Source organism: Paenibacillus sp. Y280 (assembly GCF_056786335.1).
Map to the genome: position 1 here is coordinate 59560 of NZ_JBXCIW010000001.1, position 12971 is coordinate 72530.

The window sequence follows — 12971 nt, forward strand, 5'->3', positions numbered from 1 at the left end:
TGCACCATTTATTATTGTTCTTTATTTGCGATTTGCTTTTGCAGCTGTGCAATCAGCTCTGCAACAGGCATAGAACCTAGATCACCTTCACCGCGTTTGCGCACGGAAACCGCCTCAGCTTGCATTTCATTCTCGCCAACGACGAGCATGTATGGCGCTTTTTCAAGCTGCGCCTCGCGGATCTTGTAACCAAGCTTCTCATTTCGCAGGTCGCTTTCTACACGAATGCCGCTTGCTTGCAGCTGCTCAGCCACCTTGCGCGCATAGCCCTCATAAGCAGTCGATACCGGAATGACCTTCGCTTGAACCGGCGACAGCCATAGCGGCAGGGCACCTGCAAAGTTTTCAAGCAAGAACGCAGTCATTCTCTCCATCGTGCTAATGATCCCGCGGTGAATAACGACCGGACGATGCTTTTTGCCATCCTCGCCGACATATTCAAGCTCGAAGCGCTCAGGAAGCAGGAAATCAAGCTGTGCAGTAGACAGCGTCTCTTCTTTGCCTAGCGCTGTTTTGATTTGCACGTCAAGCTTAGGACCGTAGAAAGCAGCCTCGCCTTCAGCCTCGAAGAACGGAAGCTCAAGCTCCTCAACTACCTCACGAAGCATACGCTGCGACATTTCCCACATTTCATCGTTTTGGAAATATTTCTCTGTGTCCTTAGGGTCGCGGTACGACAAACGGAAACGGTAATCCTTGATGCCAAAATCCTCATATACCTTGCGAATCAAATTAACGACGCGTGCGAATTCTTCTTTAATTTGATCTGGGCGACAGAAGATGTGAGCATCATTCAGCGTCATCGCGCGTACGCGGTGCAAACCAGTGAGCGCGCCAGACATCTCATAGCGGTGCATCGTGCCAAGCTCGGCAATCCGAACCGGAAGGTCGCGATAGCTGCGCATATCGCTCTTGAACACCATCATATGATGCGGACAGTTCATTGGGCGCAGAACAAGCTCCTCGTTGTCCATAATCATTTTCGGGAACATGTCCTCGCTATAGTGCTCCCAGTGGCCAGAGGTTTTGTAAAGCTCTACATTGGCAAGCACCGGCGTGTATACATGCTCGTAGCCCAGTCTTTCCTCAAGATCGACGATATAACGCTCCATCGTTCTGCGAAGCTTCGCGCCATTTGGAAGCCACAGCGGCAAGCCTTGGCCAACCTCACGCGAGAATGTGAACATTTTCAGCTCGCGGCCGAGCTTGCGGTGATCGCGCTTCTTCGCTTCCTCCAAGAAATGAAGATGCTCATCCAGCTGCGCTTTTTTCGGGAATGCTGTTCCGTAAATCCGCTGCAGCATTTTGTTTTTAGAATCGCCGCGCCAGTATGCGCCAGCTACGCTAAGCAGCTTAAAGGCTTTAATACGGCCTGTTGACGGAAGATGCGGTCCGCGGCATAGATCAAAAAACTCACCTTGGTCGTACATCGTAATGACGGAATCAGCAGGCAAATCACGAATAAGCTCAAGCTTCAGATTGTCATCCAGCTCAGTGAAAATTGCCAATGCATCGTCTCTGCTTACGATGCGGCGACGAATATCCAGGTTTTGCTGAACGATCTTCTCCATTTCCTTCTCGATCTTCACAAGATCCTCAGGCGTCAAGGACTGCTCCATATCGATATCGTAGTAGAAGCCGTCCTCGATCACAGGACCGATTCCAAGCTTCACATCTTTATTTCCGTATATGCGTTTGATTGCTTGTGCGAGCAAGTGAGCTGTACTGTGACGATATACCTCAAGGCCGTCCGCCGATTCAACCGTAACGATCTCAACTGCCGCATCCGCCTCGATCGGCGTGTAGACATCGACAACCTTGCCGTCGATTTTACCAGCAATCGCATTTTTTCTTAGTCCCGAGCTAATCGAGCCCGCTACTTCTTCAATAGTAGTGCCAGCAGCATATTCTCTTACCGCGCCGTCCGGCAAAGTAACTTGAATGGCCATTTCGTTCATCCTCCAGTTTGTCTGTAAGCAATCGCTTCATTTTGTTAAATTCCAAGCAAAAAAGAGCACAAAAAAAGCACGCATCCCTAAAAAAGGGACGAGTGCTTGTGTGCTCGTGGTTCCACCCTACTTCGACTGCCAGCACAACCAACGTACGGCTTGCAGTCCTCGTATCATCTGATAACGGAGATTTCCGGTACGACTTACTGCTATAGCATAGCTCCATGATGAGCAGCAATAGGTTAGGCCATACAGCTAAAAAGGGGTACATCTGCCGACATTATGGAAGGAAATTGCAGCCAAGTTTCCTCTCTCTGAGCCAAACACCGTGAGCAGATACATGTCTTTATCATTGCCGATTAGAACGTATATGACTGTCATTATAGCTTGACTTTCACGATTGGTCAAGGCTATAGCATCAATTGAAATATTTCCTACGGCTGAATGAGCTCATCAAGGCTGCTGCTGCACGATGCACATTGCACGCATACCGTGACCCGTTGTTCAAATATCGTTTCGATCGTTCGAATGACCTGCATATCAGGCTGCCTCGTATGAATCGTAATATGCTTTGGCGATACAGAAATCAACGAGCTGATAACCATATCCTCGATGTTCATTTCGGTTTCAAGCATTTCCGCTACGATCCGATCAGTTGGCGGATTCGGGTCAAGCGGTTGAAAGCTGTCGTCATAGAGAATGAAGTCATGCCCGCCCTTATGCAGCAAATGAACCATCGGCAGCTTCGTATCCTGAAGAAAAACAAAATATTTTAACAGGGATATAAACTCCTGATATTGTTTGTCGAGTACATATTCGTCTAATGCATATTCAACTACCTCAGCTAATTCCTTTCGATAGGGCTTTAACCGAAAGGTTGTAAAGCCAGCCACGTTAAGCTGCGTATTCTCCTGCAAAAATTGCTCTATCTCAGTCGTTACTTTGCCTTTGCGCCTTAACCGATCTGCATCCAGAAATTTAGTACCAAGGCTATCCCATTCTTTGCCGTGCAGAAGATCATGACAATATCGCTCAAGCGCAGCAGCATCGGCCAAATGGCTATTTCGATACTTTCTGCGAATAATAGTTGACAGCATGCTTGGCTCGAGCTCGCTTACCACAAATTCTGCAATAGCTTTCGCCGCAGCATTATAGACAACAGAGCCATGCTCCTTAAGTTGAAAATGCGGCATTCTCGCTAGGCAGCAGACATCCTGCTCAGATATCGGCAGAAATTCAACGATGGCTTGCCGCCCTTCTTTTGAGCCAATATGTAAATCGTCGAGCACTTGTTCCTTCAACAAATTCGTCAGTTTATTCATCGACTTCTGGAGGCTTGTTGGCAAAGAAATCGTAAATAGCTCCATAGGCTCACCCCTTTCCTTCCTTATCAGTATATGGTGCCGTGTTCGGGGATATACGATGAAGACATTGGAATGTAAGGGAATCAAGTCTCGATGCAGTAAGGAATAGCATACAAAAAAACGTCTGCCGAAAGCTCCTCTCTGCTGAGAAGAACGATCTGCAGACGCCTTTTATCAAACTTAATTGGAGCTAAAATTAATTTTGCATTACAAAATCAAGATCAGCTTTGTCTGTTTCATTGTACATTTTCAAAATATTATATTTGGTATCCCGCTGAGCTGGGATTTTGCCGCATTCGCGAATGAGCTGAAGAATGAGTTCAATGTTTACTTTATGTGTCGTGCCTGCTGCTGAAACGACGTTTTCTTCAATCATCGTGCTGCCGAAGTCATTGCAGCCATAAGAAAGCGAAAGTTTGCCCATCTCTGGCCCCATCGTCACCCAAGACGATTGGAAATTAGGAATGTTATCTAGCATAATGCGGCTAGCTGCAACGATGCGTAGATATTCCTCCGGCTTTGCCTTCTCCAGCTTAAGATTCGTATTATCAGGCTGGAACGGCCAAGAAATGAACGCCAAGAAGCCCGTTGAATCATATTTGTTCGCAATGCATTCATCCTGAGCGTCGCGGATGCGAAGCATGTGCAGCGCCCGCTCTTCGACCGTCTCGCCAAGTCCATACACCATCGTCGCAGTTGTGTTCATGCCATGACGGTGAGCAGACTTCATTACGTCCATCCAATCCGTCCATGAGCCCTTCATGCGGCTGATCTTGCGACGCGTACGGTCATCCAAAATTTCGGCGCCGCCGCCAGGCAAAGAATCGAGCCCCGCTTCGTGAAGCTGTCTGATGACTTCATCGAGTGAAAGACCATCCGAGACAACCTTCATCTTCTGAATTTCAGCAGGCGAGAAGGAGTGCATCGTAATGCCCGGAAATTGCTGTTTGATTTTGCGAAGCAGGTCCAAATAATACGTAAACGGCAAATCCGGATTCGTACCGCCCTGCATTAATATTTCGGTACCGCCAACGTTAATAGTCTCTTGAATTTTTCTCAAAATCGTCTCATCGGGCAGTACATAGCCTTCCTTTGAGCCTGGTGCGCGATAAAACGCACAAAAACGACAATATACATCACATACATTCGTATAGTTAACATTTCGACCCACAACAAAAGTTGTTATCGGTTCTGGATGATGCTTCAGCATGATCTGATTTGCCACATGTCCCATTTTCTCAATCTGATCTGAAGCAAGCAGCTCCATGCTTTCTTCGAGCGCAATTCGCTCGCCGCGCAATGCTTTATCCAATATATGGTCTAACGTTCCCATTCCGCAAGACCTCCTTAGTTCCGTTCTAGTAGTCAACCAATCACTTAATCCTAACATAAATCGATATGCCAAGTCACATGCCGTATGATGCCTTCACAGACTGAAATGCGGAAAAACACGGCGTGTCCGTAAGAACAACCGTGTTTTTCTTCCATTTGGTCCTATTTAGGCGCGAAGCGCCTGGTCCAAATCCTCTAATAAATCCTCGATATCCTCTAGTCCGACCGAGTAACGAACCAAGCCGTCCGTTATCCCGCGAGCATGGCGCACATCCCTTGGCATAGCCGCATGCGACATCATCGCAGGGTAGGATAGAATGCTCTCTACCGCGCCCAAGCTTACGGCTACCAAAGGAATTTGTACCTTGCTCAGCAGCGATTTGGCGCGTTCTCCACTGCCGACATCGAACGATACGACGGCACCGTAGCCAAGCGATTGCTTCTCATGTATTTCTCTGCCCGGATGATTATCTAGGCCAGGATAGTAAACAGCCGTTACTTCCTTATGTTCAGACAGCCATTCAGCAAGTCTCCGCGTGCTCCGCTCGCTATGCTCCATCCGAGCCTTCAGCGTCTTCATGCCGCGCATCAGGAGCCACGATTCCTGCGGGCTCAATACGGTACCCATGCCGTTTTGAAGCTGCTTCAAGCGTTTGCCCAGGCCTTCATCTGCCGTAACCGCAAGACCAGCCAGCACGTCGCTATGGCCGCTCAAAAACTTCGTTGCGCTGTGCAATACGATATCGACGCCCAGCTCGATTGGACGCTGATGATAAGGCGTCATAAACGTATTGTCCAGCATCGTGAGCAGGCCATGCTCTTTCGCCCAAGCAGTCGTCTCTGCTATGTTCGTAATTTTGAGCGTAGGATTCGATGGCGTCTCCATAAATACCGCTTTCGTATTAGGCTTGAGCGCAGCCTTTACCGCTTCGAAATCGGTCATATCTACGAACGTGGATTCAATGCCGAGTCGATCCAAGATCGTCGTAAGCAAGCGATACGTTCCGCCGTAAACATCCTCCGTAACGATGACATGGTCGCCTGCAGATAATAGCAGAAATGTCGTCGAGATCGCAGCCATGCCTGATGCGAATGCGAAGCCGCGTGATCCGCCTTCAAGCAAAGCGATATAATCCTCCAACGCTTGGCGTGTAGGGTTGCCGGAGCGGCTGTAATCGTAATCCGGCGGGTTGAAAATATCATGATGATGGAACGTTGATGCTTGGAAAATCGGAACGCTTGACGCTCCTGTATGCTCATCTATTTCTGCGCCGAAATGAAGCAGCTTAGTTGCAAAACGGCGATCTTGAGGCTTCACCCTGTTGTTGTCGTTGCTCATCGATTATTGAACCTCCTCGATTTCGCGTTTTGCTGCGGCCAGCGCTTGCTCCAAATCGCCGATCAAATCGTCCGCATGCTCGATGCCGACGGAGAAACGAAGAAGACGGTCGTCGACGCCGATCGCTTGACGAATTTCGAGCGGAATATCCGCGTGGGTCTGAACCGCTGGATAGGTCATTAAGGACTCAACGCCGCCAAGGCTCTCGGCAAAAGCAATAAGCTTAATATGGCGCAAAATCGGCTCTACATAACGGGCATCCTTCAAGCGGAAGGAGAATATACCGGTATTGCCTGATGATTGCTTATTCTGAATTTCATGGCCTGGATGATGCGGCAGCGCCGGATAATAAACATCTTCAACTGCCGGGTGCTCGAGCAAATAATTCGCAATCGTTGTGGCGTTGTACTGATGGCGCTCCATCCGAAGTGCCAGCGTTTTCATGCCTCTCATTAGAAGCCATGAATCCTGCGGTCCAAGCACCGCTCCGATGGAGTTGTGCAAGAATGCCATTTCATCAGAGAGCTCCTTGCCTTTCGTTACGATTAGACCAGCCAGCACGTCATTGTGGCCGCCCAAATATTTGGTCGCGCTATGAATGATAATATCAGCGCCCAGCTCGATCGGACGTTGGAAGAATGGCGTAAGAAGCGTATTATCGACGATGGTGAGCAAGCCTTTGGACTTCGCCCATGCCGCTACTCGCTCGATGTCCGTGATCATCATGAGCGGATTTGTAGGCGTTTCGATCAGAACCGCTTTCGTATTCGGCGTCCATAATATCGACATCGCATCGATATCATTCGTATCCACATACGAAGCCGTTACGCCGAATCTGGACATAATCCGCTCCAAGAGACGGTATGTGCCTCCGTACAGATCAAGCGAAACGATCAAATGATCGCCTTGGCTGAACAAGGAAAAGATTGTTTGCAGCGCTGCCATGCCGGAGCTGCAGGCAAAAGCCGCATCTCCCGCCTCCAATTGCGCAGCCGCTTCCTCTAGCACAGCTCTTGTCGGGCTTTTGGTGCGCGCATAATCAAATCCTGTGCTCTCGCCGAGCTTAGGGTGGCGGAATGCGGTCGCTTGGTATACTGGAAAGCTTACCGCTCCTGTTACAGGCTCTTTAATCGATCCGATCTGAGCCAAATGACTTTCAATTTTCATCGTATTGTAGCACTCCCTCGTCTATTGTTAAATGCCTGCACCCAAGTCAAAAGGTGTTTGCTGGTATACATAATAGTTAAGCCAATTTGAAAATAACAGATTGGCATGCGCGCGCCAAGTGGAAAGCGGCAAATTAGCCGGATTATCGCCCGGGAAATAGTTTTTAGGTACATCTATCGCAAACCCTTTGGCTTTGTCGCGGTCATATTCATACTTGAGTGATGTCGGGTCGTATTCGGAATGACCCGTAACGAAAATTTGCCTGCCGTCCTTGGATGCGACAAGATATACACCCGAATCCGGCGATTCAGATAATATATCGAGTGACTCAAGCAGCTCAATATCCTCGCGGCGAACTTCCGTATGACGCGATTGTGGCACAAAGAACATTTCATCAAAGCCGCGGAGAAGATTAACATTGCGTTTCTCTACCGTGTGCGGGTATACGCCGAAAATTTTATTATCCAAGTTGTATTTCGGAACGTTGTAATGGTGATAGAGTCCCGCCTGCGCCGCCCAACAAATATGGAAGGTTGATGTGACCCGCGAAGCGCTCCAATCCATAATTTCCTTAAGCTCTTCCCAGTAGTTGACTTCCTCAAACGGCAATTGTTCAACCGGCGCGCCCGTAATGATAAGACCGTCATAATATTCATGCGAAATCTCATCGAACGTTTTATAAAAGGATTCCAGATGCTCGGCTGACGTATTTTTGGAAGTATGGGTTCTAGGGTAGAGCAATACGACTTCGACCTGAAGCGGCGTGTTGCCGATAAGCCTTAGCAGCTGCGTTTCTGTCGTTTCCTTGGTTGGCATTAAGTTAAGAATAGCGATACGCAGCGGCCTAATATCTTGTTGAAAGGCGATGCTCTCATCCATAACGAAGATGTTCTCGTTGTTTAAAATTTCTTTTGCCGGTAAGTTGTCTGGTACTTTAATAGGCATGTTTTTCACTCCTCTTTAGGCAGTATGACCGCTTGAACAAGAAAAAGACCCTTTCTGCTGTTGAGAAAAGGTCGTATGCTCAGTAAATAAGCCATCCGCCTCTCTCATCTCTCAGAAAAAAATTCCGCAAGAATTAGCACCGTGCGTATTTAAACGCCGGTTGCCGGGCTTCATCGGGCTAGTCCCTCCGCCTGCTCTTGATAAGAAAGTAGTCTATTCAATTTTTCACGGTATCATTTCAATTTCACTTTAATGCATAATGTCAATCGCGTCAAGAAGCAGCTGGGCATATTCAAAAAATTTAGCTAGAATCTGTCGATTTAATGCTTGAATGTAAAGGTAATGCGGGAGTATACTAGACAAGAATTATTTCATTTATTCCATTAAAAAAGGGGTGCATACGGACATGGAAGGCGATAGACCAAAGCCTGAAAACGATCGAATACGTTTACTGCCGGCCAAGTCCATTTCAGCCGGCAGTTTCCTCTAAGAGAACTAAAAGGAGTGACGCCGGATGAAAATACGTCTCGTTAGCAATGGCATTTTTACGACTATTGATGATATTAATGAAACCCTTACCCCCTCGAAAGAAGGATTTTACTGGATCGATGCTGACGTGGAGGACCTTGCCATTTTGCAGCCGCTATTCAGCATGCATGATCTGGCTGTTGAGGATTGCCTCAGTGAAGAGGAGCAGCGTCCAAAGATCGAGATATACGAGAGCCATTATTTTATCGTGATCAACAGCATTCGATTCGATGATGAAGAGATTTTTCTTAGGGCGCTGAACATTTTTCTTGGCCGCCACTTTATTATAACGGTAACGAAGCAGAAAATTAACGAGCTGCGCTCTTTGAAGCCGGTGTTATGGGAACAAGAAGTTAGCAGTCCCGATTATTTCCTGTACCACCTAGTCGATATGGTTGTCGACAACTACTTCCTCGTCGGCGATCGCATCGATACACGTATCGAAGCGCTGGAAGAGGATATTCTAATGCACACCAAAAAATCGCATCTGAACGAAATCATCGGCTTGCGCGGGGAAATATTGTGGCTCAAGAAGGTGCTTGGACCGCAGCGCGACGTAATCGCTACGCTTAATAAGAAGGATCTTAAGCTTATCGACGACCAGCTGCAAAAATATTTTAGCGACATTTACGAAAATGCGTTAAAAATCGCCGAGTCCTTCGATACGTACCGCGATCTAATGGGCAACTTACGAGAAGCTTATCAGTCCAGCGTCTCGAACCGCGCCAATGAAATCATGCGCGTGTTCACCGCGATAACGACGATATTCATGCCACTTACTTTTATAACTGGCATTTATGGAATGAACTTTGATTTTATTCCTGGCCTCCATCTTCAAATGGGCTCGTATATTTTGCTTGGCATCATGCTGCTGCTTGGCATAAGCATGTTTCTCATTTTCCGCAAAAAGGAATGGCTATAAAGAAAGCCTAATTGACAAAAGTTATAAAGGCTGCAACCCGCGTTTGGCGTACTTTGCCTTTTGCGAGCGCAGCCTTTTTTTGCTGTTACTTCTTCTTTCCATTATAATAGTTGGATACGCTCTAAAGCATATATGTATCTTTGAAAGGGGGGATTGACGTGAACATCAACCAGCTTGAAACACTCCTTACGATATCCAAAACGATGAGCTTCCGAAAAGCTGGCGAGCTGCTGAATCTGACACAGCCTGCCGTATCGGCGCAAGTCAAAAGTTTGGAGGATGAGTTCAAGACGGTCCTTATCGATCGTAATCAACCAGTTACTCTAACCGATCATGGACAAGTTTTTTTGGAGCATGCGGAAAAAATCCTTGCGATTGTGGAAGAATTAAAACAGAAGCTGTCCGATTTGAATTTAACGCCTCAAGGCCATATTTTGCTCGGAACAACTTCTTCGATTGCGATTCAAATTTTACCGCGCGTAATGTCATATTTTCAAAACCAATTTCCGTTAATTAAAACAACCATACATTCCATGCCCTCCTCGCAAGTTATGACCAGCGTCGAGAATGGCTCAGTCGATATCGGAATTACATACCTGACCGAAAAAAACCCTAACGTTACTTCCTCCGTTCTTTATTACGATACGTTTGAGCTTGTCGTGTCCCCCGCGCATCCAATGAGCCGGCTTACACATACTACGGTTGACACATTAAAGGACATCCCGATTATCATGCTTGCACCCGATACGCTTGGCCGCAGATTCCTCGATCAAATTTTCCGAAAATACAACATTCAACCGAATATTGTTATGGAGGTCTCAAGCAGCGAGGAAGTTAAGCGAATGGTTGAGATTAATTTGGGCGTAGCCGTCGTATCGAAGCTTTCGATTTCCAACGAACTGCGGCTCGGAACGCTCAAGATGATTAAGGTGAACGAGCTCGAAACGAGTCATCCTGTCGGGGTCGTCTACAAATCAGGAAGGTATATTAATACGGCGCTGCATCAATTTCTTAGCGATTTAAAGGGCATGCCCGAGCATCAATTCATCAGCAGCGAATAATAGCATGCAACCACAGATGACGAGGAGAGATTACGATGAAATTCGATTTGCACACCCATCATGTCAGATGCGGACACGCTAATGGTACGATTGAAGATTATATCCTTGCAGGCATAGATGCTGGACTTCAGGTGATCGGCATCTCCGACCATTCGCCTTACTTTTATCACGCGGAGGATCAGCCCTCGCCCGGCATCGCAATGGCTAGAAGCGATTTCGCCAGCTATGTCGAGGAAGTACTGCGTTTGAAGGACAAATATGCAGGCAAAATCGAAGTGCTGCTTGGCATGGAATCGGACTTTTTCTCCGAATATGCAGACAGCTACCGGAAAGCCTACGAAGGCGTGCCTTTCGATTATCTTATCGGTTCTGTGCATCAAGTAGGCGGAGTCAGCATTTTTAATCGAAATCGTTGGAAGCACTTAAATGAGGAGCAGCATATTGCAACAAAAAGAGATTATTATGACTTGATCCAGCAATCAGCCCGCAGCGGGATGTTTGACATATTGGGACATATCGATGCTATGAAGGGGTATTATCCTGCGTTCTCCGACATTCCAGCGCATGCAGAGATCGATGATGCACTGAAGACGATTGCTGAATGCGGCGTATCCATCGAAATCAATACGTCTGGCGGCACCAAGGATGTTGGCGGCTGGTATCCGTCGGATGCGATTTTGGAACGCGCGCTTTACTTTGGCGTGAACGTAACTTTTGGATCGGATGCCCATGTGCCGAGCAGAGTCGGCGATGAATGGGAGCTTGTGCAAAAGAGGCTGAAGGAAATTGGGTTCTCGCAGTGGGTTTTTTATCGCAAGCGTCAGCAGGTTATCGTACCGTTATAAATACATCCATAGACAAAAAAAGTGGACCTGCACGCTGCAGGTCCGAAAGGATATATTAAAAAGGGGGTCTTGTTTATTATAATAGCCCATTAATGTGATGAGACGATAACAGAACTATTTCATTTGTGTAACAAATTTGAGGGGTTGAACATCGATGTGGCTTATTACAGCCATAAGCAGCGCAATCTTGTTTGGACTAGCAGGCTGGTGGATGAAAGTATCGCAAATGCGCGGAGGTTCAACGAGAGCGCTGCTGCTTGGGCTATATGCGTCGGGAACGGTCGGCTTTGGCGTACATTCGGCGGTTGAGGGTACGTTTGCTTTCCTTGCCGAGCCGAAGGTATGGATTGCAGGCATCATTATCGGTGCAGGCTCAGCATGGGGCAACGCCTTATTTATGAAAGCCTTGTTTTACGGCCCAGCAAGCTTAACCTCCCCGCTTACGAATATGAACATCATCTTGGTCATTTCTTTGGGGACATGGTGGTATAAGGAGCCGCTAAGCGCCTCAGAGGCGATCGGCATTACACTGCTTCTGCTCGCCGTACTGTTTATTGCCCACAAACGGAAGGAACCGCTCACCATAACGGAAAAAAGATGGTTCATACTCGTCGGGACGGCTATCGTGATGTTCGCGCTGCGAAACGGCGGCTTGAAGGTAACGGACGAGCTGGGACTGCCTAGTGCCCCCATCCTGTTTATCGCCTATTTCCTCTCGCTTTGCTGGTTTCTTATTCCGGCCAAAGCAGACGCTGTCCGCTCGGCTAAGCGTACCGGACTATATTACGGGATCATTGCCGGACTATTCTCATACGGCGGCCTACAGCTGTATGCGACGGCTCTTGCCACAGGTCAGGCGAATTTGGCCGCACCAATCTTTGCAACGAACAGTCTCGTCGTAGCAGCTGGCGCAATTCTAGTTTACAAAGAGAAGCTTACTATCGTGCAGTGGACGGCCTTTGCCTGTATGATTCTAGGGTTGATCATTATTCGGGTATAAGGGCATAAAAGCTTGTGTTTCCAATACCTAACTTTTGTATAGTAAATATAAAATTCTCTAAAATACACGTATTCCCACTGAAATGAACTTACTTTTAGTTTGTTCATATGCTACAATAGTATTACAAAAAGCGGGGTGATACGGTTGGATTATTCGACAATGTGCCCAAAGTATGAAGCCGCAGCCGACATTTTAGGTAAGAAATGGACGGGCAGAATTATTCGGGTATTGCTCGGAGGACCAAAAAGGTTCAAAGAGATTAAAGAACAAATTCCCGAAATGAGCGACAAAATGCTAACGGACCGGATGAAAGAGCTTGAAACAATAACCATTATTAAACGCCAAGTCTACCCTGAAATGCCCGTACGCATCGAGTACGAGCTAACCGGCAAAGGACGGGAGCTTGAACCAGTCATTGAGTCCATTCAAAAATGGGGCGAACAATGGATGTAAGACGAGAAACCGCTGAGGCGGTTTTTTTTATTTTTATGCAGTGTTTTCTTTGCTAATCCTCGTTCC

At 47.3% G+C, this 12971-nt stretch carries 11 protein-coding genes and 1 riboswitch; of the genes, 5 read left to right on the forward strand and 6 right to left on the reverse strand.

Annotation, left to right across the window (positions count from 1 at the left end; translation table 11 throughout):
• Window positions 1–11: 11 nt before the first annotated feature.
• From thrS to metA, 6 genes are all read right to left on the reverse strand, one after another.
• Entirely contained in the window at window positions 12–1949 is a 1938-nt protein-coding gene (thrS, locus tag AC1TPC_RS00270) for a threonine--tRNA ligase (RefSeq protein ID WP_482064883.1), read from the reverse strand.
• Window positions 1950–2383: 434 nt separating this feature from the next.
• A complete protein-coding gene (locus AC1TPC_RS00275) occupies window positions 2384–3316 on the reverse strand; it encodes a putative sporulation protein YtxC (protein WP_482064884.1) in 933 nt (310 codons plus the stop codon).
• Window positions 3317–3509: 193 nt separating this feature from the next.
• A complete protein-coding gene (gene mqnC / locus AC1TPC_RS00280) occupies window positions 3510–4646 on the reverse strand; it encodes a cyclic dehypoxanthinyl futalosine synthase (RefSeq protein WP_482064885.1) in 1137 nt (378 codons plus the stop codon).
• Window positions 4647–4811: 165 nt separating this feature from the next.
• A complete protein-coding gene (locus tag AC1TPC_RS00285; protein ID WP_482064886.1) occupies window positions 4812–5984 on the reverse strand; it encodes a trans-sulfuration enzyme family protein in 1173 nt (390 codons plus the stop codon).
• Between the two features lie 3 nt (window positions 5985–5987).
• Window positions 5988–7151, reverse strand: a complete 1164-nt coding sequence (locus tag AC1TPC_RS00290; RefSeq protein WP_482064887.1) for a PLP-dependent transferase — start codon at window positions 7149–7151, stop codon at window positions 5988–5990.
• Between the two features lie 27 nt (window positions 7152–7178).
• Entirely contained in the window at window positions 7179–8096 is a 918-nt protein-coding gene (gene metA / locus AC1TPC_RS00295; RefSeq protein ID WP_482064888.1) for a homoserine O-acetyltransferase MetA, read from the reverse strand.
• Between the two features lie 101 nt (window positions 8097–8197).
• Window positions 8198–8303: riboswitch (SAM riboswitch) on the reverse strand.
• 307 nt (window positions 8304–8610) lie between these two features.
• On the opposite strand from metA, the gene corA reads away from it, so the two are divergent.
• The 5 genes from corA (at window position 8611) to AC1TPC_RS00320 (ending at window position 12905) form a co-directional block, all read left to right on the forward strand.
• Window positions 8611–9546 (forward strand): magnesium/cobalt transporter CorA, encoded by a 936-nt coding sequence (gene corA / locus AC1TPC_RS00300; protein WP_482064889.1) that lies wholly within the window; start codon window positions 8611–8613, stop codon window positions 9544–9546.
• Between the two features lie 158 nt (window positions 9547–9704).
• Window positions 9705–10607: a LysR family transcriptional regulator gene (locus AC1TPC_RS00305; RefSeq protein ID WP_482064890.1), complete on the forward strand. Its 903-nt coding sequence runs from the start codon at window positions 9705–9707 to the stop codon at window positions 10605–10607.
• A 35-nt stretch (window positions 10608–10642) separates the two neighbouring features.
• Complete coding sequence (locus AC1TPC_RS00310) at window positions 10643–11452, forward strand: histidinol-phosphatase (protein ID WP_482064891.1); 810 nt, start codon at window positions 10643–10645, stop codon at window positions 11450–11452.
• A 154-nt stretch (window positions 11453–11606) separates the two neighbouring features.
• A complete protein-coding gene (locus AC1TPC_RS00315; protein WP_482064892.1) occupies window positions 11607–12452 on the forward strand; it encodes an EamA family transporter in 846 nt (281 codons plus the stop codon).
• Window positions 12453–12596: 144 nt separating this feature from the next.
• The gene (locus tag AC1TPC_RS00320; protein WP_053371996.1) at window positions 12597–12905 is read left to right on the forward strand and encodes a winged helix-turn-helix transcriptional regulator; all 309 of its coding nucleotides are present in this window, start codon (window positions 12597–12599) and stop codon (window positions 12903–12905) included.
• The last annotated feature ends 66 nt before the right edge of the window (window positions 12906–12971 follow it).

What these genes read in the sequence shown, in the direction of transcription:
- thrS (WP_482064883.1), bottom strand. Translation starts at nt 1,949, where the DNA reads ATGGCCATTCAAGTTACTTTGCCGGACGGCGCGGTAAGAGAATATGCT.
- AC1TPC_RS00275 (WP_482064884.1), bottom strand. Translation starts at nt 3,316, where the DNA reads ATGGAGCTATTTACGATTTCTTTGCCAACAAGCCTCCAGAAGTCGATG.
- mqnC (WP_482064885.1), bottom strand. Translation starts at nt 4,646, where the DNA reads ATGGGAACGTTAGACCATATATTGGATAAAGCATTGCGCGGCGAGCGA.
- AC1TPC_RS00285 (WP_482064886.1), bottom strand. Translation starts at nt 5,984, where the DNA reads ATGAGCAACGACAACAACAGGGTGAAGCCTCAAGATCGCCGTTTTGCA.
- AC1TPC_RS00290 (WP_482064887.1), bottom strand. Translation starts at nt 7,151, where the DNA reads ATGAAAATTGAAAGTCATTTGGCTCAGATCGGATCGATTAAAGAGCCT.
- metA (WP_482064888.1), bottom strand. Translation starts at nt 8,096, where the DNA reads ATGCCTATTAAAGTACCAGACAACTTACCGGCAAAAGAAATTTTAAAC.
- corA (WP_482064889.1), top strand. Translation starts at nt 8,611, where the DNA reads ATGAAAATACGTCTCGTTAGCAATGGCATTTTTACGACTATTGATGAT.
- AC1TPC_RS00310 (WP_482064891.1), top strand. Translation starts at nt 10,643, where the DNA reads ATGAAATTCGATTTGCACACCCATCATGTCAGATGCGGACACGCTAAT.
- AC1TPC_RS00315 (WP_482064892.1), top strand. Translation starts at nt 11,607, where the DNA reads ATGTGGCTTATTACAGCCATAAGCAGCGCAATCTTGTTTGGACTAGCA.